This is a genomic window from Sphingopyxis sp. BE259 (assembly GCF_031457495.1).
Classification (GTDB): Bacteria; Pseudomonadota; Alphaproteobacteria; order Sphingomonadales; family Sphingomonadaceae; genus Sphingopyxis.
The window spans coordinates 2,578,070-2,600,545 of sequence record NZ_JAVDWM010000001.1 but is presented as its reverse complement, the minus strand read 5'-3'; the positions used below and the strand labels follow the sequence as shown (position 1 = coordinate 2,600,545).

Annotated in this window: 20 protein-coding genes and 1 tRNA gene; 13 read left to right on the top strand and 8 right to left on the bottom strand. The window is 66.2% G+C overall.

Translation table 11 applies throughout. The features are described 5' to 3' along the window. The first annotated feature begins 90 nt into the window (after positions 1-90). On the top strand, positions 91-1,452 hold the full coding sequence (locus tag J2X44_RS12560) for a DUF1963 domain-containing protein (RefSeq protein ID WP_310084533.1): 1,362 nt from the start codon (positions 91-93) through the stop codon (positions 1,450-1,452). Positions 1,453-1,477: 25 nt separating this feature from the next. On the opposite strand, the gene J2X44_RS12555 is transcribed toward J2X44_RS12560, so the two are convergent. Then, on the bottom strand, positions 1,478-2,380 hold the full coding sequence (locus tag J2X44_RS12555) for a LysR family transcriptional regulator (RefSeq protein ID WP_310084530.1): 903 nt from the start codon (positions 2,378-2,380) through the stop codon (positions 1,478-1,480). A gap of 217 nt (positions 2,381-2,597) precedes the next feature. On the opposite strand from J2X44_RS12555, the gene bla reads away from it, so the two are divergent. After that, positions 2,598-3,470 carry a subclass B3 metallo-beta-lactamase gene (gene bla, locus J2X44_RS12550; protein ID WP_310084527.1) on the top strand — a complete coding sequence of 291 codons (873 nt, stop codon included), beginning with the start codon at positions 2,598-2,600 and terminating at the stop codon, positions 3,468-3,470. Between the two features lie 199 nt (positions 3,471-3,669). Here bla and J2X44_RS12545 read toward each other — a convergent pair whose 3' ends face one another. Beyond that, positions 3,670-4,872 carry an SPOR domain-containing protein gene (locus J2X44_RS12545; protein WP_310084524.1) on the bottom strand — a complete coding sequence of 401 codons (1,203 nt, stop codon included), beginning with the start codon at positions 4,870-4,872 and terminating at the stop codon, positions 3,670-3,672. A gap of 243 nt (positions 4,873-5,115) precedes the next feature. On the opposite strand from J2X44_RS12545, the gene J2X44_RS12540 reads away from it, so the two are divergent. From J2X44_RS12540 to J2X44_RS12525, 4 genes are all read left to right on the top strand, one after another. Next, positions 5,116-5,838 carry a ParA family protein gene (locus J2X44_RS12540; RefSeq protein ID WP_310084521.1) on the top strand — a complete coding sequence of 241 codons (723 nt, stop codon included), beginning with the start codon at positions 5,116-5,118 and terminating at the stop codon, positions 5,836-5,838. A 17-nt stretch (positions 5,839-5,855) separates the two neighbouring features. Next, positions 5,856-6,596 carry a hypothetical protein gene (locus J2X44_RS12535; protein ID WP_310084516.1) on the top strand — a complete coding sequence of 247 codons (741 nt, stop codon included), beginning with the start codon at positions 5,856-5,858 and terminating at the stop codon, positions 6,594-6,596. 23 nt (positions 6,597-6,619) lie between these two features. Then, positions 6,620-8,038, top strand: a complete 1,419-nt coding sequence (locus J2X44_RS12530) for an SPOR domain-containing protein (RefSeq protein WP_310084514.1) — start codon at positions 6,620-6,622, stop codon at positions 8,036-8,038. Between the two features lie 447 nt (positions 8,039-8,485). Then, a complete protein-coding gene (locus tag J2X44_RS12525) occupies positions 8,486-9,787 on the top strand; it encodes an Hsp70 family protein (protein ID WP_310084512.1) in 1,302 nt (433 codons plus the stop codon). A 135-nt stretch (positions 9,788-9,922) separates the two neighbouring features. Here the strand turns inward: J2X44_RS12525 and J2X44_RS12520 are convergent, their stop codons facing one another. The 5 genes from J2X44_RS12520 to J2X44_RS12500 all read right to left on the bottom strand — a co-directional run bounded on the left by J2X44_RS12520 (position 9,923) and on the right by J2X44_RS12500 (position 14,316). After that, the gene (locus J2X44_RS12520; protein ID WP_310084510.1) at positions 9,923-11,137 is read right to left on the bottom strand and encodes a dihydroorotase; all 1,215 of its coding nucleotides are present in this window, start codon (positions 11,135-11,137) and stop codon (positions 9,923-9,925) included. Next, positions 11,128-12,123 (bottom strand): aspartate carbamoyltransferase catalytic subunit, encoded by a 996-nt coding sequence (locus J2X44_RS12515; RefSeq protein WP_310084507.1) that lies wholly within the window; start codon positions 12,121-12,123, stop codon positions 11,128-11,130. Before J2X44_RS12515 ends, J2X44_RS12520 begins: the two co-directional genes overlap by 10 nt. A gap of 13 nt (positions 12,124-12,136) precedes the next feature. After that, a complete protein-coding gene (locus J2X44_RS12510) occupies positions 12,137-12,454 on the bottom strand; it encodes a DUF1294 domain-containing protein (RefSeq protein ID WP_310084504.1) in 318 nt (105 codons plus the stop codon). Then, complete coding sequence (gene ruvX / locus J2X44_RS12505) at positions 12,451-12,912, bottom strand: Holliday junction resolvase RuvX (RefSeq protein WP_310084501.1); 462 nt, start codon at positions 12,910-12,912, stop codon at positions 12,451-12,453. Before ruvX ends, J2X44_RS12510 begins: the two co-directional genes overlap by 4 nt. Positions 12,913-13,023: 111 nt before the next feature. Then, complete coding sequence (locus J2X44_RS12500; protein ID WP_310084498.1) at positions 13,024-14,316, bottom strand: DUF3089 domain-containing protein; 1,293 nt, start codon at positions 14,314-14,316, stop codon at positions 13,024-13,026. Positions 14,317-14,400: 84 nt separating this feature from the next. On the opposite strand from J2X44_RS12500, the gene J2X44_RS12495 reads away from it, so the two are divergent. From J2X44_RS12495 to J2X44_RS12475, 5 genes are all read left to right on the top strand, one after another. Then, positions 14,401-16,164, top strand: a complete 1,764-nt coding sequence (locus J2X44_RS12495) for a DUF4153 domain-containing protein (RefSeq protein ID WP_310084496.1) — start codon at positions 14,401-14,403, stop codon at positions 16,162-16,164. 64 nt (positions 16,165-16,228) lie between these two features. Beyond that, the gene (gene gatC, locus J2X44_RS12490; RefSeq protein ID WP_310084493.1) at positions 16,229-16,531 is read left to right on the top strand and encodes an Asp-tRNA(Asn)/Glu-tRNA(Gln) amidotransferase subunit GatC; all 303 of its coding nucleotides are present in this window, start codon (positions 16,229-16,231) and stop codon (positions 16,529-16,531) included. Then, a complete protein-coding gene (gene gatA, locus J2X44_RS12485) occupies positions 16,531-18,012 on the top strand; it encodes an Asp-tRNA(Asn)/Glu-tRNA(Gln) amidotransferase subunit GatA (RefSeq protein ID WP_310084490.1) in 1,482 nt (493 codons plus the stop codon). Before gatC ends, gatA begins: the two co-directional genes overlap by 1 nt. Before the next feature lie 99 nt (positions 18,013-18,111). Beyond that, entirely contained in the window at positions 18,112-19,578 is a 1,467-nt protein-coding gene (gene gatB, locus J2X44_RS12480) for an Asp-tRNA(Asn)/Glu-tRNA(Gln) amidotransferase subunit GatB (protein ID WP_310084488.1), read from the top strand. A gap of 49 nt (positions 19,579-19,627) precedes the next feature. Continuing rightward, on the top strand, positions 19,628-20,149 hold the full coding sequence (locus J2X44_RS12475) for a hypothetical protein (RefSeq protein ID WP_310084485.1): 522 nt from the start codon (positions 19,628-19,630) through the stop codon (positions 20,147-20,149). A 129-nt stretch (positions 20,150-20,278) separates the two neighbouring features. On the opposite strand, the gene J2X44_RS12470 is transcribed toward J2X44_RS12475, so the two are convergent. Next, a complete protein-coding gene (locus J2X44_RS12470; protein WP_310084482.1) occupies positions 20,279-20,497 on the bottom strand; it encodes a hypothetical protein in 219 nt (72 codons plus the stop codon). Between the two features lie 167 nt (positions 20,498-20,664). On the opposite strand from J2X44_RS12470, the gene J2X44_RS12465 reads away from it, so the two are divergent. Both J2X44_RS12465 and tig read left to right on the top strand, forming a co-directional pair. Then, positions 20,665-20,749, top strand: a tRNA-Leu gene (locus tag J2X44_RS12465). A gap of 100 nt (positions 20,750-20,849) precedes the next feature. Next, positions 20,850-22,460 (top strand): trigger factor, encoded by a 1,611-nt coding sequence (gene tig / locus J2X44_RS12460; RefSeq protein WP_310084480.1) that lies wholly within the window; start codon positions 20,850-20,852, stop codon positions 22,458-22,460. Positions 22,461-22,476 lie beyond the last annotated feature (16 nt).

Below are 22,476 nucleotides of genomic sequence, written 5' to 3'. Positions count from 1 at the left end.
GCAGCCCCCCACCCCAATGCAGACCCGGTAGCTCACACCCGCTTGCCGTTCCGCCCGAAAAGCGTGAAACCCTGCGCCGAGGAGGCAATCATGGATTCGAGCGCAAAGATTGCCGAAATATTCGCGCGGCATCGCAGCGCGGCGGTGTTACTGCACCGGCCTTATCCGCCGTTCGCGTCCGCCGCGACGCAGAGCCGATTCGGGGGGTTGCCCGCGTTGCCCGACGCGATCGAATGGCCGCGGATGAAAGACGGAACGCCGCTGCATTTCCTGGCGCAGATCGATTGCAGCGCGCTGCCGGTGCGCGGCGTCTTGCCCGATCGCGGCCTGTTGTTCTTTTTCGGGCGCGACGATGACGAACAGATCTGGGGCGAAGATTATGTCGGCGACCAGGCGTGGCGGGTGATCCACGCGCCGGGCGCGGTCGGCGACGATCCGGCCCGCCCGGCGCCGCCCGATCTGATGCCGATCGGCGGCTCTTATCCGCGGCCCAACTGGCGGCCGTTGCTGCTGGAGGGCGAGACGGGGCCGAATGTCCATGTCGAATGGCCGATCGAATTGCGGGCGATGGACACATGGCCCGACGCGGCGGCGCTGACCGACGAGGATTTTGGCGCAGGCAGCGGTGAAGGCTGGCGATCGCGGTTGTTGGCGCTGGTCAACAAGGAGAAGCAGGCGCAGCAGCAGGAGGCCGATCGCGCCCAGCTGTGGGACGCCTATCAGGATCAGCTGGACGTGAAGCGCGCCGACGCCTTTTACGCCGCCAGCGGCTTTGCGCGGCCGCGGCCCAAGACCGGCGAGCCCTATTTTCGCAACACCCAGTTGGCGATGCGGATCCTGCAAGAAGACAGCGGCAGCCACGCGTGGCCCGATCGCTGGATCCATGTCGGCTTTTTCTGCCGCGCGCTGCGCGCCGGTTTGGAGCGGCCGACGGCGCGCAAGAATATCGAGGATGCCGAAGCACGCATCGCTGCGGCGGCGAAGTGGATCAGCATCGCCGATGCGTCCGATCCGGCAGCGCCGGTTCCTGCGGCCGAGCGCGACACTTTCCGGCGCTGGGCAACATCGATGCAGCGCGGCGAGGCGAAGGTGGCGCTGGATTATGCGGTCGCCGACTGGATGCTGGAAGCGGCAAAAGCGGCGATCCGCAGCTTTGCCCATGATCCGCGAAAGGCGGCGCTGATCACGCCCACCCTCTACGATGTGATGGCGCCGCATTTTCAGGGCGATTCGGCGTGGGGCATCCAATATTCGCAGATGCTGGGCCATGCCCCGTCGTCGCAGCAAGCTCGGGAGACCGACGATCCGACCGTGTGTTTGCTCAACCTGGCCAGCGATGCCGGGCTGGGATGGATGTTCGGGGATGTCGGCGAAGCGACGTTCTGGATCGCCCCCGACGCCCTGGCGCAGCGCGATTTCAGCAAGGCCTGGGCGACGCTGGAGGGGCATTGAGGGCGGGCGAAAGAGCGGGTCGGCCCTATTCGGCATCGGGCGGCGAGGCTAGCGTCATCGCTGACGAAATTTCATCGAACAGCCAGCCGCGAAAGCGCGCCATGGCATCGCTTTCGGCGCGCGAGATCAGGCGGGTGAGCCAGTAGCGACCGGCGTCGATGGTGATGCGGAAGGGCTGAACGAGAATTTCCGAAGCGAGTTCGCGGGTGAACATGGCGGGCGGCGCGAGGGCGATGCCTTGGCCCGCGGCGGCAGCGGTCGCCATCAGCGTGCTGCTGTCGAAGATCGGTCCGCGCAGGAGCGGTGCGGCCAACCCCGCTGCAGTGAACCAGCGGACCCATTCGTCGGCGCGATACGAGCGCAGCAGGCGTTCGGGGATCAGATCGGCGGGGCTTTTGAGCTTTGCGGCGATCGCGGGGGTGCAGAGCGGCGCCAGCGGGGCGGCGAGCAGCGGTTCGGCGTGGGTGCCGTGCCACGCGCCGTCGCCGAAGCGGATGGCGAAATCGAGCGCCTCGCCCGCCAGATCGACGCGGTTGTTGTTGGTTGCGATCCGCAGATCGATGCCGGGATGCGCGCGCGCGAAGGCGTCGAGGCGCGGGAGCAGCCAGCCGGTGGCGAAGGTGCCGACGACGCCGACTTTCAGCGTCTCGCGAAAGTGGCCGCCGCTATATTGATCGAGCGTCGCGGCGACGCGATCGAAGGCGTCGGCGACGACGGGGACGAGTGCATGACCTTCGTCGGTCAGCGCCAGGCCGCGCGGCAGGCGATGGAACAGGCGGGTGCCGAGGCGGCGTTCGAGCTGCGCGACCTGGTGGCTGACCGCGCCCTGGCTGACGCAGAGTTCAATGGCGGCGCGGGTGAAGTTGAGATGGCGCGCGGCGGCTTCGAAGGCGCGCAGCGCGTTGAGTGGCAGTTGGGCGCGGTCCATTGGGCTTACTATCTCGACCTGTCTCGCCTCGTCACCCCGGACCCTTCGACAAACTCAGGACAGGCTTGATCCGGCGTCCATGCGGGGGCTGCTGGCAATGGACGCCGGATCAAGTCCGGGATAACGAGACTTATGAGAAATTCTCATGGCTTTGTCGAGGAATGATGCTTTGTCGGGCACGCACCCAATGGGCATTTTGGCGGCGAAGGAGACGGGAATGTTCGAAGCAATCAGTCTGTTCGCGTGGCTTGCCGCGGCGAACGGAGCGCCGGTGCCCGCGGCCGATCCGCTGACCCAACCGATCGTGACGTCGCGCACGGCGCAGTGGCTGGCGCCCGCCAAGCCGGAGAAAATTCTGGGCACCAGCTATCTGGTCGGGTTCGGCGGGATGAGCGTGGCGCTGATCGATACCGGCGCCGGGCTGGTGCTGGTCGATGGCGCGTTGCCGCAAGCAGCGCCTGCGATCCTGGCGAATGTCCGGGCGCTGGGGTTCAATCCCAAAGACATCAAATTTATTCTGAGCACCGAGCCGCATTTCGACCATGCCGGTGGGCTGGCGGCGCTGGCGCGCGACACGGGCGCGACGGTGGTTGCGAGTGCGCGCGGCGCCGAAGGGCTGAAATCGGGGCGGCACGCCGCCGACGATCCGCAGCTGGCCTATGGCGGCAGCTGGCCCGCGGTGACGACGCCGGTGCGCGTGATGGCGGACGGCGAGGTGCTGCGGCTGGGCAAGATTGCGATCACCGCCCATGCGACGCCGGGGCATACGATGGGCAACATGAGCTGGAGCTGGCGGGCTTGTGAGCAGCTTGGGTGCAAGACGATCGTCTTTGCGTCGAGCCTGAATCCGGTGTCGGCGGATGATTATAAGTTCAGCAGCGCCGCGGGAGCGCCGTTCGTCGCGGCCTTTGCCCAAAGCTGGCGAACGATGGAGGCGCTGCCGTGCGACATCCTGATTGCGGCGCACCCCGACAATGCGGGGGAGGGGCGGTATAACGCCAATCCGGGGGCTTGCCGGGCTTATGCTGATCGGTCGCGTCAGGCGCTGGCGAAGCGGTTGGCGGCGGAGAAGGCGGGAGCGATAAAGTAGCGGGTTGGCCAAGCGCACTGGATGATGGTCGCGCCGCGCGCCGCCGAGGGCGGTCAACACCATCCCACTTTCTAGACTCGTCATTGCGAGCGCAGCGAAGCAATCTAGGGCGGTCTACCCCACTCTGGATTGCTTCGCTGCGCTCGCAATGACGAGTGTTTAAGCAAGATCCCGATTACATCACCAGGAGCAAATTCGCTTACTTATCCACCACCAAACACGCCTGGCCGCTCTTGCTGAGCGCGGCGCAGAAGTTGTTGGCTTCGCCCTTGTTCGCAAAGCCGCCGGTCTGGAGGCGGGTGACCTTACCGGTCTTGACGTAAACCGGCTGGCGTGCGGCGACGGCGGGGTGTTTCTTGCCGAGCGAGGCCCACAGGTTGCGGGCGTTCGCCTCGACCCCGAAGGCGCCGAGCTGGGCGCGCCACGGGCTGTTGCCGCCGCCGGGGCGGGCCGGGGTGGGGGTTTCGCGGATCGTGATGGGATCGTTGTTGAAGGGCGGCTTGGGTTTGGCCGCTACCGGTGCGGGCGACGGCTTGTCGTTCGCGGGCGGCGGCGCGTAGGTCGTTCCCGGTTTGCCGCTGTCCGTCGCGGCGGTGGCGGCAGCGGTGGCTTCGGCTGCGGCCGTCGCGGCCGCCTGCGCGGCCGGGCTGGGCAGCCGGGTCGGCGGCAAATTGGCGGGCGGCGGCCCGGCGGCGATCACCGGCGGCGGGGTATAGCTGGTGCCGGGCGCCGAGGCGGGCAGGCTGGCGGTCTTGATCGGCGACGCGGGGGCGGGTTTCGCGGCAGCGGGCGCCGCGGCGGTCACCGCCGTCAGGCGCGCGCGCGCCTCGTTCTTTTCGATCGCGGGCAGCATCGCGATGCCGCGCTGGCGCTGGTCGAGCGGGATGAGCATATCGAGCTGCGCCAGGCGGGCCGAGGCGATGCCGAGCCCGGCGTCGCTGGCGCGCTTGGTCAGCGCATAGGCGCGCGGTAGATCCTGCGGCGCGAGGTCGCCGTTGAACAGCGCGGTGCCAAGGACATATTGGGCGCGCGGTTCGCCGCGTTCGGCCGAGCGGGTGATGAACGGCATTGCTTCGTCGCGGCGGTTGGCGGTGAACAGGACGAGGCCAAGATTATCCTCGGCCTGCAAATGCCCTTGTTTGGCGGCGCGGCGATACCAGCTTTCGGCCTGAACCAGATCGGCGGGAACGCCGCGGCCGAGCTTATAGGCCTGACCAAGGTTGAACTGGGCATCGGCATCGCCGGCCAGCGCCTCGGCGCGCCACGCGGCGACCGCCGCCTGATAGTCGCCGCGCTGCCACGCATCGACGCCGTCCTTGACGTCGGCATGGGCGGGCGCGGTCAGCATCGTTGCCGCAATCAGCGGCAACGCCAACGAAACGGCGGTGCGGAAATGACGCATCATATTCTCCAATGACTGGCATCGCTGCAGTCCCCGGGGGTTTCTTAGCGTGGAATGGCTAACACCGCGTTAGCAACCTGTGCCTTGTAGCATATCTGATCCATTTCGGCACAAGTTGCTGTTGAGGCCTTGTTAACCATGATGGCGAGCGAGCCGTTCACCTTCTTTTTATCATCGTTAACTCAATTTTAGCGCCCCGCATGGCATTCCACCGCCAATTCGTGGTTTTTCAGGGGGACAGCTGTGCGCGTTTTGGCATTGGCTTCACAAAAGGGCGGGTCGGGAAAAACGACCCTGTCGGGGCATCTCGCGGTACAGGCGCAGCTTGCGGGGGCAGGCCCGGTCGTCCTGATCGACATCGATCCGCAAGGCTCGCTGGCCGATTGGTGGAACGAGCGCGAAACCGACCTGCCGGCCTTTGCCCAGACCACCGTGGCGCGGCTCGCGTCCGACCTGGAAATCCTGCGCCAGCAGGGCTTCAAACTCGCGGTCATCGATACGCCGCCGGCGATCACCATGGCGATCCAGAGCGTGATTTCGGTCGCCGAACTGATTGTCGTGCCGACCCGGCCCAGCCCGCACGATCTGCGCGCCGTCGGCGCCACCGTCGACCTTTGCGAACGCGCCGGCAAGCCGCTGGTGTTCGTCGTCAACGGCGCGACCCCGAAAGCGAAAATCACCAGCGAGGCCGCGGTCGCGCTGTCGCAGCACGGCACCGTCGCCCCGATCACGTTGCATCACCGCACCGATTATGCCGCGTCGATGATCGACGGCCGCACGGTGATGGAAGTCGATCCCAATGGTCGATCGGCCGAAGAGATCCGCCAGTTGTGGACCTATATGAGCGATCGGCTCGAAAAGAATTTCCGCCGCACGATCTTTGCCGCGCCGGTTCCGACGCAGGGCAATTATGGCGCGGTGCGCCCGATGGGTGGTGGCTTTGGCCGCCGCATCGCTGGCCAGTGACGGGGGGGATCGGAACCATGGGCGAACCCAAACCTCTCGCATCGCTGAGCGCCGGATTGCTGGCCCGCAAGGGCGGCGCCCGGCCCGCCATGCGCCGCCAGCCGCTGGGCAGCGGCCCCGCACCCACCAACGCCGTCGGTTACGACGACCTGGGCTGGAACGACATGGGCTACGACGTCGATCCCGATCAGTCGGGTGAGCCGGCGCGGATGCTCGACTTGAAGCCGCTCCTCACCGGATCGGTACCGGCGCATAATGTCGAGGCCGAACATGCGGTCGACGAGAGCGCCGGGCAGGAATTGACCGATGGTATCGGGCAAGATCTTGGCGGCCAGAATTTCAGCGCGCCGGATTTCGGCACGCCAGATTTCGGGACGGCAGATCGTGGTCCGGACCCCTATGGCGCCGACGCTTTTGAAGCCGAAGTCCATGAGGTTCCGGAAATCGTCCGCCAGCAGGAATCGCTGATCGATCGCGTCGCCGCGGTGGCACGCAAGGTCGAAGCGCGGCCGGTGCCGAAACCGAAGAAGGAAAAGGCGCCGCGCGCGCTGCGCGCCCGCGAAAAGGCGGCGTTCACGCTGCGCCTCGACGCCGAACGCCATCTGCGGCTGCGGCTGGCGAGTGCGGTGACCAACCGGTCGTCGCAGGTGATCCTGACCGACCTGCTCGACGAATATCTGTCTTCGCTGCCCGAAATTGACGCGATGGCGAGCCGCCTGCCGGCCGCTCGTCCGACGCGCCAGACGATGCCGCGCTGAACCAGTCCAGAGGGGACCATAAGATGAACCGCAAAATGCTGATGAACCTGGCCATTTCAGGCTTTGTCCTGAGTGTTGCGACCGGATGCAGCGGGATGGGCGCGATGGCCGAGGCGCCGTCGCGCGCCGCGGGCAAGCCCGCCGCCGCCGCCAAATCGGCGACGCAGGCGCGCGCCGCGCTGGAAGCAGGCAAGATCAGCAAGGCGGTCGGACTGGCCGAAGCAGCGGTGGCAGGAAGCCCGCGCGACGCAAGCTATCGCGCGCTGCTGGGCCAAGCCTATTTGAACGACGGCCGCTTTGCATCGGCCACGACCGCGCTGACCGAAGCGATGGAATTGGGCGCCAGCGACAGCAACACGATCATCGCGCTGACTCTGGCGCAGATCGCGCAGGGCCAGAGCGGCGAGGCGGTTGCCTTGTTGCAAGCGCACCGCGACACGGTCCCCGCATCGGACATCGGACTGGCGCTGGCGCTGGCAGGCGATAGCGAAAGCGCGATTTATGTGCTGAGCGAAGCGGCGCGCGCCCCCGAGGCTGGCGCGCGGACGCGGCAGAATCTGGCGCTGGCCTATGCCCTGTCCGGGCGTTGGGCGCAGGCGCGCATATTGGCATCGCAGGACCTGTCGCCAGCCAAGCTGGAAGCGCGGATGGCCGAATGGTCGAAACTGGCCGAAACGCCGAACCAGCAACTGCGCGTCGCGAGCCTGATCGGCACCGACGTGCGGCAGGACGCCGGGATGCCGGTGCGCCTGGCGCTGAGCAATTATGCCGACACCCAGCTGGCCGCCGTGCCGTCGCCCGTCGAACCGGCCCCCGTCGAACTCGCCAGCGCCGATCCGGCACCGGTCGAGGCCTATGCACCGCCGCCGCCGGTGGTGGCGCCGGTCCTGGCGGATGCCAGCAACGCCATTCGCAGCGTCGAGCTGCCGATGCCGAAGCGCACCGCCGATGGCGTCGTACCGGTCACTGAATTGCCACAGCCGCAGGCGGCGAGCGAGGTCATCTTGGCCGACGCCGCGCCGTATCGCGCCGCTCCGCGCGTGGCGGGCGAAGGTCGGATCCGCCCGGCGCAGCAGCAGGCGCTGGAACTGGCAACCGTGCTGATTCCGAAGGCAATCGCTTTCAATGCGAAAAAGCCGACCGGTTGGGCCGTGCAGCTGGGCGCTTATGACAGTCTGGGCATCGCCAAGGAAAAATGGGGCGGGCTGAAAAAACGCAGCGCCATGCTGGCCAATTTTCCGGCATCAAGCCACGCCGCGACGGTCAAGGGCCGCACCTTTTATCGCCTGACCGTCAACGGTCTGGCGACCCGCGCCGATGCGAACAATCTGTGCCGCGAGCTGAAGGCGCAGGGTCAGACCTGCTTCATCCGCGCGATGGGCGGCAGCGAGAGCATCCAGTGGGCGTCGAAAGCCAGCCCGTTGCGGCTTGCTTCGCGATGATTTGAGTTTCCCAGCCTGTCGGCGGGATCCACGGAAAAGGGGTGCGGACGCAGAGCCGCGCCCCTTTTTCTGTTTGGGTTAGGGCTGGTTTCGATAAAAACAGCCATCAAACTATCGTCACCCTGAACTTGTTTCAGGGTCCATGGTCTGTCGTTTCCCTCGTGGCGGCGCAAGATGAGGGCTTGGGCCATGGATGCTGAAACAAGTTCAGCATGACGACGTTTAGAAGGTCGCTGACTTGATAGAGCTTGTCATTCCCGCGAAAGCGGGAACCCAGGGTGGGATCGGCCGACGCACGCCCTGGGTTCCCGCTTTCGCGGGAATGACGAGGGTGTAGGGACGCCGCAGACGGTTCGACATGGATCGTCAACCGCGTCCGTCTCCGCCTTGCCCGTCGCCGCGCCCCATGCAATAGGCGCCGCCCGCCAACCCCCGCAGGAGCCCGCCATGACCAGCCATGCCACGGCGCGCGCGCTCGGGCTCGATTTCGGGACCACCAATACGGTGGTTGCCTTGACCGACGGGCAGGGCGGGTCGGATCTGGTGGAGTTTGCCGGGGACGACGCGACCGGGGCGGTGTTCCGGTCGGCGCTGTGTTTCTGGGAAGAAGAACGCGCGTGGCAGGGGGTGGCGCATGAGGCGGGGCCGTGGGCGATCGCCGAATATCTGCAATCGCCGCTCGACAGCCGTTTTGTCCAGTCGTTCAAGAGCGTTGCCGCGAGCGCGTCGTTCGAGCGGGCGCTGATCTTCAACAAGCCGTACCGGTTCGAGGATCTGGGGCGGCTGTTCCTGCAGCGGCTGGTCGCGCACGCGGGGGGGCGGCTCGACACGCTGCCGCGGCGGGTGATCGTCGGGCGGCCGGTGGAATATGCCGGGGCGCGGCCCGATGCGGCGTTGGCGCGGCAACGCTATGACGCGATGCTCGGCGCGTTCGGCACCGAGATATATTATGTGCACGAGCCGCTGGGCGCGGCGCACAGCTATGCGGCGCGGTTGACCGAACCCGCGACGGTGCTGGTCGCCGATTTCGGCGGCGGGACGACCGACTTTTCGATCGTGCGGGTCGCCGAACCGGGGGCGCCGCGGCGCTGCGTGCCGCTGGCGTCGGCGGGGATCGGGATTGCGGGGGACCGGTTCGACTACCGGATTGTCGACAAGTTGGTGCTGCCTTTGCTGGGCAAGGGCGGGCTGTACCGCTCGTTCGACAAATTGCTCGAGATTCCGGGCGGGCATTTCCGCGATTTTGCTGACTGGTCGCGGCTGGCGCTGATGCGCAACCGGCGCACGTTAAGCGAGCTGGAGCGGTTGCAGCGCGATGCGGTCGATCCCGAACCGATCGGGCGGATGATCGCGCTGATCGAACATGAGCAGGGGTTTCCGCTGTACGACGCGGTGGGACGGCTGAAGCGCGCGCTTTCGAGCGCGGAAGAGGCGGATTTTCGCTTTTCGGGCGATGGGATCGCGATCGAGGCCGTGGTGCGCCGCGCCGATTTCGAGGCGTGGATCGCCGATGATCTGCGGCGGATCGAGGCGGCGATGGATGCGGCACTGGTTCGGGCGGGCGTGGCGGCGGCGGGCATTGACCGGGTGTTCCTGACCGGTGGATCGTCGCTGATCCCCGCGATCCGCGCGCTGTTCGAACGGCGGTTCGGGGCGGAGCGGATTGCGGGCGGCGGCGAACTGACGTCGATCGCGCATGGACTGGCGTTGATTGGCGAGGCGGATGATCCGGGGGAGTGGGCGGTTTGATGTGGGTGTCGCTACTGTTGCCGTTCCATTTCCAACCTCGTCATTGCCGCGAAAGCGGGAACTCAGGATAGGTAGACCGACGCGCGCTCTGGGTTCCCGCTTTCGCGAGAATGACGAGTGTGGGGAACGGGCGGACTACCGCACCCGCAAGCCGCCCTTCCACATCGCGGTCGCGCGGCCTTGCACCGGCATGCCGTCGAACGGAGTGTTCCCGGCGTAGGCCGCCATCTTCTTGGCATCAACCTGCCACGGGGTGCCGTCGTCGATCAGGATAAGATCGGCTTCCATGCCCACAGTCAGGCGGCCCGCGTTGACGCCGAGCAGGCAGGCGGGGGTGGCGGCGAGCAGGTCGAACAGGCGGGCGGGTGACACATGGCCGTCGCGGACGAGGTTCAGGCCGAGGGCGAGCAAAGTTTCGGCGCCCGCCATGCCGGGCAAAGCCTCGGCAAAGGGCAGGCGTTTGTCTTCGGGGCCGCGCGGGTCGTGGCCCGACGAGAGGACGTCGATGGTGCCGTCGGCGACCGCGGCGAGGCACGCTTGGCGGTCGTCCTCGCTGCGCAGCGGCGGCGACAGACGCGCGAAGGTGCGGAAATCGCCGATCGCGGTGTCGGACAGGAAGAGATGGGCCGGGGTGATGCCGCAGAGGACGGGCAGCTTCTTCGCCTTGGCGGCGCGGATCAGGTCGAGGCCTTTTGCCGTAGTGACCTGGCGGAAATGGACCGGCGCGCCGGTTTCCTCGACGAGCGCGAGGTCGCGGGCGATGGCGATCGCTTCGGCGACGGCGGGTGAGGAGGCGAGGCCGAGGCGGGTCGCCATTTCGCCATCGGTCGCGACGGCGCCGGCGGTAAGGCCTTCGTCTTCGGCGTGGATGATCGTGACGAGGCCGAGCGACGCGGCGTAGGCGAGGACGCGGCGCATCACGCCGCTGTCGGCGACGCGGGCGCGGCCGGTTGCGACGGCGCGGGCACCGGCGCTTTTCATCAGGCCGATTTCGGCGAGTTCGCGGCCCGCGAGGCCTTTGGTTGCAGCGGCGAGGGGGTGGACCCACAGGTCGGGCTTGCCGCCCTTCGCGGCGCGCTCGACCAGGCCGGGGTCGTCGAGCGGTCCGGCGTCGGGCATCAGCGCGGCGCGGGTGATGCCGCCGAAGTGGAAGGCGGGCTTGTCGGTCGCGAACACGCCAAGGTCGATGATGCCGGGGGCGAGCCACTGGCCCTTGGCGTCGACGGTTTCGGTGCCGTCCGGCGTCTCAGCCGGGTTGAGTGCTGCGATGCGGCCGTCCATGACAAGCAGCCTGCCACTCTCGCCGCCCAGCATCCGCGCATTGCTGATCAGGAGCGGTTTCAGTTCCATCCCGCGACCCCCCGCTGGCGGCGCGTCAATATGTCGAGGCACGCCATGCGGACCGCGACCCCCATTTCAACCTGTTCGGTGATCGTCGAGCGGGTGGGGTGGTCGGCGACGCTGCTGTCGATTTCGACCCCGCGGTTCATCGGGCCGGGGTGCATCACGATCGCGTCGGGCTTCGCCTTTTCGAGGCGCTTGGGGCTGAGGCCGTAGAGTGCGTGATATTCGCGCGCCGACGGCAGATAGGCGCCGTCCATGCGCTCGTTCTGGAGGCGGAGCATCATCACGACATCGGCGTCCTTCAGTCCCTCGTCCATGTCGGTGAAGGTCGTCACATGCATACGGTCGATTGCAGGCGGGGTGAGCGTTGCTGGCGCGACCACGCGCACCTCGTTGCCGAGCAGGGTGAGCGCGAGGATGTTCGAGCGCGCGACGCGGCTGTGCAGCACGTCGCCGCAGATGGCGATGGTCAGCCCTTCGACACGGCCGAGGCGGCGGCGGATGGTGAGCGCGTCGAGCAGCGCCTGTGTCGGATGCTCGTGGCGGCCGTCGCCGGCGTTGAGGACAGGGCAGTCGACCTTGCCCGCGATCAGTTGCACCGCGCCCGAGCTGCCGTGGCGGATCACCATCGCGTCGGCGCGCATCGCGTTGAGCGTCATTGCGGTGTCGATCAGCGTCTCGCCCTTTTTCACGCTCGACTGCGCGGCGTGCATGTTGACGACGTCGGCGCCGAGGCGTTTTCCGGCGATTTCGAAGGACAAAAGCGTGCGGGTCGAGTTTTCGAAAAAGGCGTTGATGATGGTGAGGCCCGCGAGCTTGTCATTATATTTTGCGGCGCCGGCGCGGTTCAGATCGACCCATTCTTCGGCGGCGTCGAGGACGTAGCTGATCTCCCACGGGGTCAGCTGGGCGATGCCGATCAGGTGGCGATGGCGAAAGGCATCGCCGCCGGGCGGATAGTCGCTGGCGGGTCGGATTGTTGATGATGTCATTAAAGGGGAGCGTTTAGGCAGGGCGAGGAAAATAGGCAAGCGCTGCGGCGACGATTGGCCCCAATAATTCGAGCGCCCAAAGTCCGAGCAGAATGATCTGGAGCCAGAGCCAAATCAGCATCCAGGTGGCAAAGGGCTGCTTGCGCGTCTTGTGGCGGACGAGGCGCGCGGCAAGGACGGTACCGAAAGCGCCACCCAGGAAGGCCCAGAGAAGCAGGGTGGATTCCGGTATCCGACGCACAGTGGCTTCGGCGCGCCGTTTGTCGGCGACCATCAGGCCGAAGGCGATGCCGTTGGCAGCGGCGAGCCAGTAAGCGATATATTCGGTCAAGCGCGCGTCATCGCGTCGATCGCGCCTTGCAAGATGAAGGCGGCGGCGGCGCTGTCGATCCGTTCGGCGCGTTTGGCGCGGCTGACGTCGGCGGCGATCATCGCGCGCTCGACCGCGGCGGTCGACCAGCGTTCGTCCCACAGAAGGATCGGCAGACCGAGCGGTAGAAGGTTGCGCGCGAAGGCGCGGGTGCTTTGGGTGCGCGGACTGTCGCTGCCGTCCATGTTGAGCGGCAGGCCGACGACGAGGCCGATAACGGCGTGGGCGGTGAGTGCCGATTTGAGCGTTTCGAGGTCGGCAGAGAATTTCTTGCGGATGATCGTCGTGTCGGGGGTGGCGAAGCTCCAGTTCCTGTCGCAGGTGGCGACGCCGATCGTCTTGGTGCCGACGTCGAGGCCGATCAGGCGGCCGCCGTTCGGGAATTGTGCGGCGAAGTCGGGGGCGGCGGTGGTGATCATATTGCTGCCATTAGTCCCAAAATATCGTCATTGCGAGCGAAGCGAAGCAATCCAGAGCGGTTTACGCGCGCTCTGGATTGCCGCGTCGCTTCGCTCCTCGCAATGACGAGGTTAGGACTTGGGGGCCGATGCAGTTGCGGGCACCACTGGCGTTACCGGCAGCGCCGTCGCCGCTGCTGGCACCGGCGACGGCTTGCCCTCATATGCCGCCAGCCGCCGCAGCGCGTCGGCGCGGACGTTCGCCCAGAACAGGGTGATGTCGTACACATGGTAATTGTTGCCCGGCAGCACATAGCCCGCGACGACAAAATTCTTCGCCACCTCGGCGTCGCCGATCATCAGCAGGCCGCGCGTGTCGTCGCATTTGGCGCCGATCTTCCCGACGCTGAGCGACCCGCTTTTGAACCCTTCGGTGGGAACCAGGGTGCCCAGATTGGCATCGGACGCCGCCGCGGCGTCGCGGGTGCCGGTCAGCGGGTTGGTGCACAGCATCCGCGTGCCCGCGCGTGGACGACCGTCGAAACCGATGGTGCCGTCATAGGCAGCGGTGACCATTTCGGGGTCGGCGGGATCGGCAAAGGTCGCCCAGCCGAGGATGCAGCCTTTCTGCCCGGGGGTTTCGCACGCGGGCAGGCCAAGTGCCGCCATGTCGGTGTCGAGGCTGATCGGCCAGCCGATGACATAGGCGGCGACGATCCGCTTCGCGAGCGGCGTCCCGGCGATCTTGTTCTTGAGCAGGGTGGTGAGGTGGAGCGCGCCCTGGCTGTGGCCGGCAAGGATGATCGGTTTGTTTTTGGGCTGGGCGGCGACGAAGGCGTCGAAGGCTTCTTCGACGTCGCGATAGGCGGCGTCGATTGCCTTGCCCGCGGTGACGCGATCTTCGGCGAGGAAAGCGCCAAGCGTCGCCTGGCGATAGCGCGGCGCCCAGATTTCGCCGGCATCGGCAAAGGCGCTGGCCATGCCCTGCACGAACAGGTTGGCGCGGTGGTCCGAATCGCGATCGGTGAGCGGGGCGTTCCAGCTGGAGCGGCTGTAATAGCTGGTTGGGTGGACGAAAAAGACCGCAGCGTCGCCGCGTTCGACGGGCGGTGCGGAGGTTTCGGCAGCGGTTGCGGGCGGGATGAGCTGATCGCGCGATTGGGCGTCGGCGCCGTCGGGCGCGGCTGCATCCGATCCTCCGGCGGCGGGGCGCCAGGCCGACGGGTCGTTCGTCATCCCGGGCCGCGCGAACCACATTTTGGGATCGTCATAGGCATTGGGTTCGACCGCCGCCTGCTGCTTGAATTCGGCGCTGGGCACGAAAGCGACCCGCGCGAGCCAGCCGGGATAAAGCTGATACACGACCCCGGCAGCAAGGATCAGCAGGATGATGGCGGCGATGACGTAAAGAAATTTGCGGGCCAATGGGGGCTCCATGGGGGGAGGGGGAGACGGACTGGTGCGCTGTTTGGCTTGCGCTGGCCTGTGAAACAAGCCCAGATGTGGGGAATGACCGACGCGCTCGCAACCGGCCCCGCCGCCGATTCGCTCCGAGTTTCCGCACGCCTGGACGATAACGACCCGCCTTGGCCGCTGCGGCCGTGGATCATGGCCGCGATTTGCGCGGCCGCGGGGCTGGCGTTCCACGCGCTGGTCGATCACGACCATGACCAAGCACTGGCGCAGTGGCGCAGCGCGCTGGCGACTGCGGTGGCGGTGGCGGCGGTGGTGTTCGTGCTGGGGGTCGAGCTGCGCCGCTGGCACTGGGCGCTGGGCTTTGCGCTGTTGTGGGGCGCGGTGCTGGGGCTGATCGCGTGGCAGACGGCGGCGTATAATTTGCAGGGAAATCCGATCGAATGGCCATTCTGGTCGGGGATGCTGGCGGTGCTGGTCGCGACGCCTTTGTTCCAGACCCGCCGCGATGTCGCGCCCGACTGGCGGTTCTGGAAGCTGTGGGACATGCCCTACGCCCGGCTGCACAGCCATGCGTGGACCGATGCGGTGATCGGCGCGGCGGGCCTGGCGTTCGTCGGCACCGCGTTCCTGCTGACCTTCCTGATTTCGGAGATGTTCCACCTGATCGGGATCGACCTGATCCGCGATCTGCTGAACGGCGAATGGTTCGGGTGGATGCTTGCGGGCGCAGCGTTCGGCGGCGCGGTCGGCTTGCTGCGCGAACGCGACAAGCTGGTTTCGACGTTGCAGCGGCTGGTGATGATCGTGCTGGCGGTGCTGGCGCCGGTGCTGGCGGCGGCGCTGGTAATTTTCCTGCTCTCGCTGGCGGGAACCGGGCTGGCAAAGCTGTGGGCATCTGGCTTTTCGACCGCCGCGCTGATGCTGGCGGCGGCGGCGTTTGCGGTGCTGCTGGCCAATGCGGTGATCGGCAACGGCGCCGACGACCGCGCGACCAATCCGCTGCTGCGCTGGGCGGCGCCGGTGCTGGCGGTCGCGGTGCTGCCGCTGGCGGGGATCGCTTATTATTCGATGCAGCTGCGGATCGGCCAATATGGCTGGACGCCCGAACGGATATGGGGGGTGATCGCGGCGGGCATCGCGCTGGTTTATGGGCTGGCTGGCCTATGGGCGGTGGTGAAGGGGCGGCGCGATTTCGACGATGTGCTGCGGCCGTTGCAGCAGAAGCTGGCGATCGGGGTCGCTCTGCTGGCGCTGTTCCTGGCGCTGCCGATCGTCGATTTCGGGGCGATTTCGACCCGCGACCAGCTGGCGCGGCTGACGTCGGGCGCAACCAAGGTCGAAAGATTCGATTGGGCGGCGATGGCGTTTGATTTCGGACCCAAGGGACGGGCGGCGTTGCAGAAACTGGCGAAATCGCCGCAAAAGCCGCGCGCGGATGCAGCGAAAGCGGCGCTGACAGCGAAGAATCGCTGGGATCTGACCGGGCCGCGGGGTCCGGTGTTGCTCAAGCCCTTGGCCGAGCGGCTGCGCGTCATCCCCGCCGATCGGGCGCTGCCTGCCGACGCGCTGGAACGCATCGCCGGAACCTATATGTGCAGCCGCGCCAAGGCGTGCGTGGCGGTGTGGCTGGGCGACGACCGGATCGGGGTGCTGGGGCAGAATGAACCGGGCGAAGCGACGAATTTCGATTTCGTATCGCGCAACAAGGACGGGCGCTGGGTGCAGGGCGATATTGGTCGCGAGACCCGCCCGGCGCGGCTCGAAATTGATCTGTCGACGGCGGTGGTGACGGTCGAAACGGTGGCACAGCGGCGGATATTAGTGAATGGGGTGCCGGAATCGGGGGCGTTCGAATAGGCACGGCTTGAAGCGCACAAGCGGGGATGCTAGCGGCGCTCCTTCTCCCGCAAAGGCGAAATAGATGACAATCGATCAGGCAACGGTCAGGAAAATAGCGTCGCTGGCGCGCATCGCGATCAGCGATGCCGAAGCCGCCGCGATGGAAGGCGAACTCAACGGCATTCTGGGCTGGGTCGAGCAACTCGGCGAGGTCGATGTGAGCGGGGTCGAGCCGATGACTGCGGTGATCCCCAACACGCTGCGGCTGCGCGACGATGTGATCGACGCCGACCCGCTGACCGGCGGCAACCGCCGCGACGACGTGTTGGCGAACGCGCCGGCTGCGATGCACGGCTTCTTTGGCGTGCCTAAGGTGATCGAATAATGACTGACCTCACCAACCTGACCGTCGCGCAGATCCGCGACGGCCACCGCGCGGGCGATTTCAGCGCCGTCGAGGTTGCCGAGGCGTTCAACGCCAATGTCGCGGGGGCGAAGGCGCTGAATGCGTTTATCGTCGAAACACCCGAGCATGCGCTGGCCGCAGCGAAGGTCGCCGATGCAGACCGGGCGGCGGGGACGCTGAGGCCGCTCTCGGGTGTGCCGATCGGGATGAAGGACCTGTTCTGCACCGACGGGGTCCAGACCACCGCGGCGAGCCATATGCTCGAAGGCTTTGTCCCGCGTTATGAATCGACCGTGTCGGCAAAGCTGTGGGACGCGGGCGCCGGGATGCTGGGCAAGCTGAACCTCGATCAGTTCGCGATGGGGTCGTCGAACGAAACCTCCTACTTCGGCAATGTGATCTCGCCGTGGAAGCGCAAGGACGGCGGCAATGCGGCGCTGGCGCCGGGCGGATCGTCGGGCGGCAGTTCGACTGCGATCGCGGCGCGGCTGTGCCCTGCGGCGACAGGGACCGACACCGGCGGCTCGATCCGCCAGCCCGCGGCCTTCACCGGCATTTCGGGGATCAAACCGACCTATGGCCGGTGCTCGCGCTGGGGCATCGTGGCGTTCGCCAGCTCGCTCGATCAGGCGGGGCCGATGGCGCGCGACGTGCGCGATTGCGCGATCATGCTCGAGAATATGGCGGGCTTCGATCCCAAGGACGCGACCAGCCTGAATATGGCGGTGCCCAATTGGGAAGCGGCCTTGTCGAGTGATCTCAAGGGCAAGACGGTCGGGATTCCCAAGGAATATCGATTGGAGGGCATCGACCCCGACATCGACGCAATGTGGGACGCCGGGATCGCGATGCTGAAGGATGCGGGGGCCGCGGTCGTCGAGATCAGCCTGCCGCACACCAAATATGCGCTGCCCGCCTATTATATCATCGCGCCCGCCGAAGCGTCATCGAACCTCGCGCGCTATGACGGCGTGCGCTACGGTTTGCGCGACCTGCCCGACGGGGCGGGGTTGCAGGATATGTATGCCGCGACGCGCGCCGATGGCTTCGGGGCGGAGGTCAAGCGCCGCATCATGATCGGCACCTATGTGCTGTCGGCGGGCTTTTACGACGCCTATTACACGCAGGCGCAGAAGGTGCGGACGCTGATCGCGCGCGATTTCGAGCAGGCGTTCGGGGTGTGCGACGTGATCCTCGCGCCGACGGCGCCGTCGGCGGCGTTCGGGCTGGGCGAAAAGATGGCCGATCCGCTGGCAATGTATCTCAACGACGTGTTCGCGGTGCCCGCGAGCCTCGCGGGGCTGCCCGCCATGTCGGTCCCCGCGGCGCTGAACCGCGAAGGTTTGCCGCTGGGCTTGCAGATCATCGGCAAGGCATTCGACGAGCAGGGCGTGCTGAACGCCGGGCTGGCAATTGAAGAGCGGGCGGGCTTTACCGCGCGGGCGGAGAAGTGGTGGTGATTTAGTGGTGTGCTCCTGCGAACGCAGGAGCCCAGGGCGGCCTAGCGCTGCCCCACTCTGGGTTCCCGCTTTCGCGGGAACGCACAAAGGATGCGGATGATGAGTGATTATCGAGTTCAGGGCGAAACCGGCGAGTGGGAGGTCGTGATCGGCCTTGAGGTTCATGCGCAGGTCACCTCCAACGCCAAGCTGTTCTCGGGCGCCGCGACGGCGTTCGGGGCCGAGCCGAACACGCAGGTGTCGCTGGTCGACGCCGCGATGCCGGGGATGCTGCCGGTGCCGAACCGCGAGTGCATCCGCCAGGCGGTGCGCACGGGCATGGCGATCGAGGCGCAGATCAACAAATGGTCGCGGTTCGACCGCAAGAATTATTTCTACGCCGATTTGCCGCAGGGCTATCAGATTTCTCAGCTTTATCATCCGCTTGTCGGCGAAGGTTCGCTGACGATCGCCGCCGATGAGAAGGCGGGGATTCCGACCGACAAGGTGATCGGGATCGAGCGCATCCATGTCGAGCAGGACGCCGGCAAGCTAATGCACGACCAGCATCCGACGATGAGCTACGTCGATTTGAACCGCAGCGGCGTCGCGCTGATGGAGATCGTTTCGCGCCCCGACATGCGCTCGCCCGCCGAAGCGGGGGCCTATGTGCGCAAGCTGCGCTCGATCCTGCGCTATGTCGGGTCGTGCGACGGCAATATGGAAGAAGGCTCGATGCGCGCCGATGTTAATGTGTCGGTCCGCAAACCCGGCGACGAATTCGGCACGCGCACCGAGACGAAGAATGTCAATTCGGTCCGCTTTGTGATGGCGGTGATCGAGGGCGAGGCGAAGCGCCAGGTCGAACTGATCGAGAGCGGCGGCACGGTGGTGCAGGAAACGCGGCTCTACGACCCCGATCGCAACGAGACGCGGTCGATGCGGTCGAAGGAAGACGCGCATGATTACCGCTACTTCCCCGATCCCGACCTGCTGCCGCTCGAACTCGACGATGCGTTTCTGGCCGAGTGTCGCGACAGCCTGCCCGAACTGCCCGACGCGAAGCGCGCGCGCTATCTGGCCGCAGGGATTTCGCCGTATAACGCCGATGTGCTGACCGCCGAGGTCGAGGCGGCGTTGTGGTTCGACACCTTGCTGGAGGCAGGCGTGAAGCCGGTCGCGGCCGCGAACTGGGTGACGAGTGAGCTGTTCGGGGCGCTCAACCGCATGGGCCGCGACATATCGGATTCCCCCGTCAGTCCCGCGCAGGCGGCCGAATTGCTCGGTCTGGTCGCCGACGGCACCATTTCGGGAACGATTGCGAAAGCGGTGTTCGAGAAGATGCTGGAGAGCGGCGACGGCGCAACGGCGATCGTCGAGCGCGACGGGCTGAAGCAGACGAGCGACACCGGCGCGATCGAAGCGGAAATCGTCAAAATCCTGACCGCGAACGCCGACAAGGTCGAGCAGTATAAGGGCGGCAAGGAAGCGCTGTTCGGCTTTTTCGTCGGCCAGACGATGAAGGCGATGCAGGGCAAGGCGAACCCGCAGGTGGTCAACGAGCTGCTCAAAAAGGCGCTCGGCTGACCGCTCATCCAGTGATTGAGTTCACAGCGAATTCAGTCGCTTCGATGGCATGGACGTGCCATCGGCGTGGCAGGATTCGAAGGACATACTGATGATGAAGCGGCTTTTGGTTTTGGCGGCGTGCGGATGGGCGCTGACCAACGCGGCAGCGCTCGCGGCGCCCGCGCCAGCGGTGAACGACGGCTATGACTGGGCGATGCGGGTCAATGAAGACCGCGTGTCCGACGCGATCCTGGCCTATGAAGTCGACGGTACCGACGACCAGCCGCTGAATTTCCGCTGTGAGCAGGGCGGCAACCGCATCTTTGCCGGGATTTCGGGAAATTCGCCTGACCTGAAGGCGATCAAGCTGGTGTCGGGCAACGCGACGCTGCGCGTTACCGGGACGACCGACGTCGATGAAATGCCCTATTTCTCGTCTGAAGAGATTGCGGGCGGTTCGGCCTTCATCACGGCCTTTGCCGCGAACGGCTGGCTGCGGATGACCGATGGCGGCGGGACGGTCGCGATGGCGGGAACCGCGAGCGGCAAACAGGCGATCAAACGCTTCATAGCTTTCTGCACCGGCTGACCGCATAAGCCCGGCCTGAGGACGCGTCATTGCGAGCAAAGCGAAGCAATCCAGAGCGGCTTGCGCTACCCCGGATTGCCGCGTCGCTACGCTCGTCGCAATGACGATGCAGATTGGGTTTAGTCGAGGCTAAACCTGCTGCGGCGGCACCTCGTCGGGGCCGCGGCCCGGTTCGTCGATGTCGCCGCCGCCCGGACTGCCGGGAATTTCCTGCGGCTGGCCCGCCGGGTCTTCCTGCGGCGTCGGCTGGATCGGATGCTCCGGCGGCGCCATCGGTTCGATGATGTCGGGCTTAGGTTTCGGGAAGGGATCGGTGGCGCGGACATGCAGGTTCGAGGCGTAGGTCATTGGGGTTCTCCTTGCCCCTAACAACGAACACGAGCGGCGCCCGTTCCACCGGCAAATGGCGGGCTTTCGGCGCTTGCCCTAAGCGATGCGTCTGCTATAGCCCCGCGCGGCCCGCACGGGCGTGCGCGGCATAGCGCGCGGCTTTGTGCACCCGGCCGACAGCCTCTGCGGGCGTGGCGGAATTGGTAGACGCGCTGGTTTTAGGTACCAGTATCGCAAGATGTGGGGGTTCGAGTCCCTTCGCCCGCACCAGTTCCGACGATCTGATGGGGATGCTGCCGGGATAGGGGAGCCCCGCCATGTGGCCGGGGTTCATCGATACGAGATTTTGAGCAAGGATAAGACCAAGGCAATGAAGACCGTCGAAACGCTGAACGAAGGCCTGAAGCGCGAATATCGCGTGACCATCACCGCCAAGGACATCGACGCGCGCGTCGACGACGAGGTGAAGAGCATCGCCCCGACCGTCCGGATGCCCGGCTTTCGTCCCGGCAAGGTGCCGCCGAATCTGATCCGCAAGATGCATGGCCCGGCGCTGTCGGCCGACGCGCTGAACAAGGCGATCGACGCTGGCGTCCGCGATCTGATGACCAAGGAAAAGCTGCGCCCCGCGTTGCAGCCCGCGGTCACGCTGGCCGATGGTTATGAAACCGGCAAGGACGCCGAAGTCACCGTGGCGCTGGAAGTGCTGCCCGACATCAAGACCCCGTCGATCGACGGCCTGAAGCTGGAACGGCTCACTGTGCCCACCGACGATAAGGCGGTGATGGCAAAGATCGAAGAATTCGCTTCGCAGATGAAGCGGTTCGAAGACGCGCCGAAGACCAAGAAGGCCGCGGCGGGCGATCAGGTCATCATCGATTTCGCCGGCAGCGTCGATGGCGTCGCATTTGACGGCGGCACTGGTGAGGACATGGCGGTCGAAATCGGTTCGGGCCAGCTGATCCCGGGTTTCGAGGACCAGTTGATCGGCGCCAAGGTCGGCGACGACAAGACGGTCAAAGTGACCTTCCCCGACGAATATCCGGTCGAGAATCTGAAGGGTGCCAAGGCCGAATTCGCCGTGACGGTGAAGGAAGTGAAGGTTCCCGCGGCGTCGAAAATCGACGACGAGTTCGCCAAGACGCTCGGTCTGGAAAGCCTCGACAAGCTGAAAGAGCTGATGAAGGATCAGGTCGAGCAGGAACTGAACGGCCTGACCCGCACCTATATGAAGCGCAAGCTGCTCGACCAACTGGCCGCGGCGCATGATTTCGACGTGCCGCCGACGATGGTTGAAGCCGAATTCAACCAGATCTGGCAGCAGCTGGAACAGGAAGTCGAACGCGAGGACGATCCGGCCGCGGCGAAGGCTGAGCTGGAAGCCGACCGCGACGATTATCACGCGATCGCGGTCCGCCGCGTCCGCCTGGGCCTGCTCCTGTCGGAAATCGGCCAGGCGCATGGCGTCCAGGTGTCGCAGCAGGAAATGCAGCGCCTGATCATGCAGGCGGCGCAGCAGTACCGCCCTGAAGATCGTGGCCGGTTCATGGAATATGTCCAGCAGGACGCGCTCGCCGCGGCCCAGCTGCGCGCGCCGCTCTATGAGGACAAGGTCGTCGACTTCCTGTTCGAAAAGGCCGAGATCAGCGACCGCGAAACCACCCGCGAGGAACTGGAAGCGGCGATCGAAGCCGATGACGACGCGGGCCATGTCCATGGTCCGGGTTGCGGCCACGACCACGACCATGATCACGACCACAAGCCGGCCAAGAAGGCAGCGGCGAAAAAGCCGGCTGCCAAAAAGGCCGATGTGAAGGAAGAGGCCGCCGAGGCTGCGCCCGCCAAGAAGGCGCCGGCGAAGAAGGCTGAGGCCAAGGCTGAGGAAAAGCCCGCGGCGGCGAAGAAGGCTGCTCCGGCTAAGGCAGCGGCGGAAAAGCCCGCGGCGAAGGCTCCGGCTAAAAAGGCCGCGGCGAAGAAATAAGCTTCGGCTGACAATC

Bases quoted from the DNA above. Each gene is read 5' to 3' on its own strand.
- J2X44_RS12520 (WP_310084510.1), bottom strand. From the start codon at position 11,137: ATGGAACTGAAACCGCTCCTGATCAGCAATGCGCGGATGCTGGGCGGC.
- J2X44_RS12535 (WP_310084516.1), top strand. From the start codon at position 5,856: ATGGGCGAACCCAAACCTCTCGCATCGCTGAGCGCCGGATTGCTGGCC.
- ruvX (WP_310084501.1), bottom strand. From the start codon at position 12,912: ATGATCACCACCGCCGCCCCCGACTTCGCCGCACAATTCCCGAACGGC.
- gatC (WP_310084493.1), top strand. From the start codon at position 16,229: ATGACAATCGATCAGGCAACGGTCAGGAAAATAGCGTCGCTGGCGCGC.
- J2X44_RS12470 (WP_310084482.1), bottom strand. From the start codon at position 20,497: ATGACCTACGCCTCGAACCTGCATGTCCGCGCCACCGATCCCTTCCCG.
- J2X44_RS12545 (WP_310084524.1), bottom strand. From the start codon at position 4,872: ATGCGTCATTTCCGCACCGCCGTTTCGTTGGCGTTGCCGCTGATTGCG.
- J2X44_RS12555 (WP_310084530.1), bottom strand. From the start codon at position 2,380: ATGGACCGCGCCCAACTGCCACTCAACGCGCTGCGCGCCTTCGAAGCC.
- J2X44_RS12530 (WP_310084514.1), top strand. From the start codon at position 6,620: ATGAACCGCAAAATGCTGATGAACCTGGCCATTTCAGGCTTTGTCCTG.
- J2X44_RS12515 (WP_310084507.1), bottom strand. From the start codon at position 12,123: ATGACATCATCAACAATCCGACCCGCCAGCGACTATCCGCCCGGCGGC.
- J2X44_RS12560 (WP_310084533.1), top strand. From the start codon at position 91: ATGGATTCGAGCGCAAAGATTGCCGAAATATTCGCGCGGCATCGCAGC.
- tig (WP_310084480.1), top strand. From the start codon at position 20,850: ATGAAGACCGTCGAAACGCTGAACGAAGGCCTGAAGCGCGAATATCGC.
- gatB (WP_310084488.1), top strand. From the start codon at position 18,112: ATGAGTGATTATCGAGTTCAGGGCGAAACCGGCGAGTGGGAGGTCGTG.
- gatA (WP_310084490.1), top strand. From the start codon at position 16,531: ATGACTGACCTCACCAACCTGACCGTCGCGCAGATCCGCGACGGCCAC.
- J2X44_RS12495 (WP_310084496.1), top strand. From the start codon at position 14,401: ATGACCGACGCGCTCGCAACCGGCCCCGCCGCCGATTCGCTCCGAGTT.
- bla (WP_310084527.1), top strand. From the start codon at position 2,598: ATGTTCGAAGCAATCAGTCTGTTCGCGTGGCTTGCCGCGGCGAACGGA.
- J2X44_RS12475 (WP_310084485.1), top strand. From the start codon at position 19,628: ATGGACGTGCCATCGGCGTGGCAGGATTCGAAGGACATACTGATGATG.
- J2X44_RS12525 (WP_310084512.1), top strand. From the start codon at position 8,486: ATGACCAGCCATGCCACGGCGCGCGCGCTCGGGCTCGATTTCGGGACC.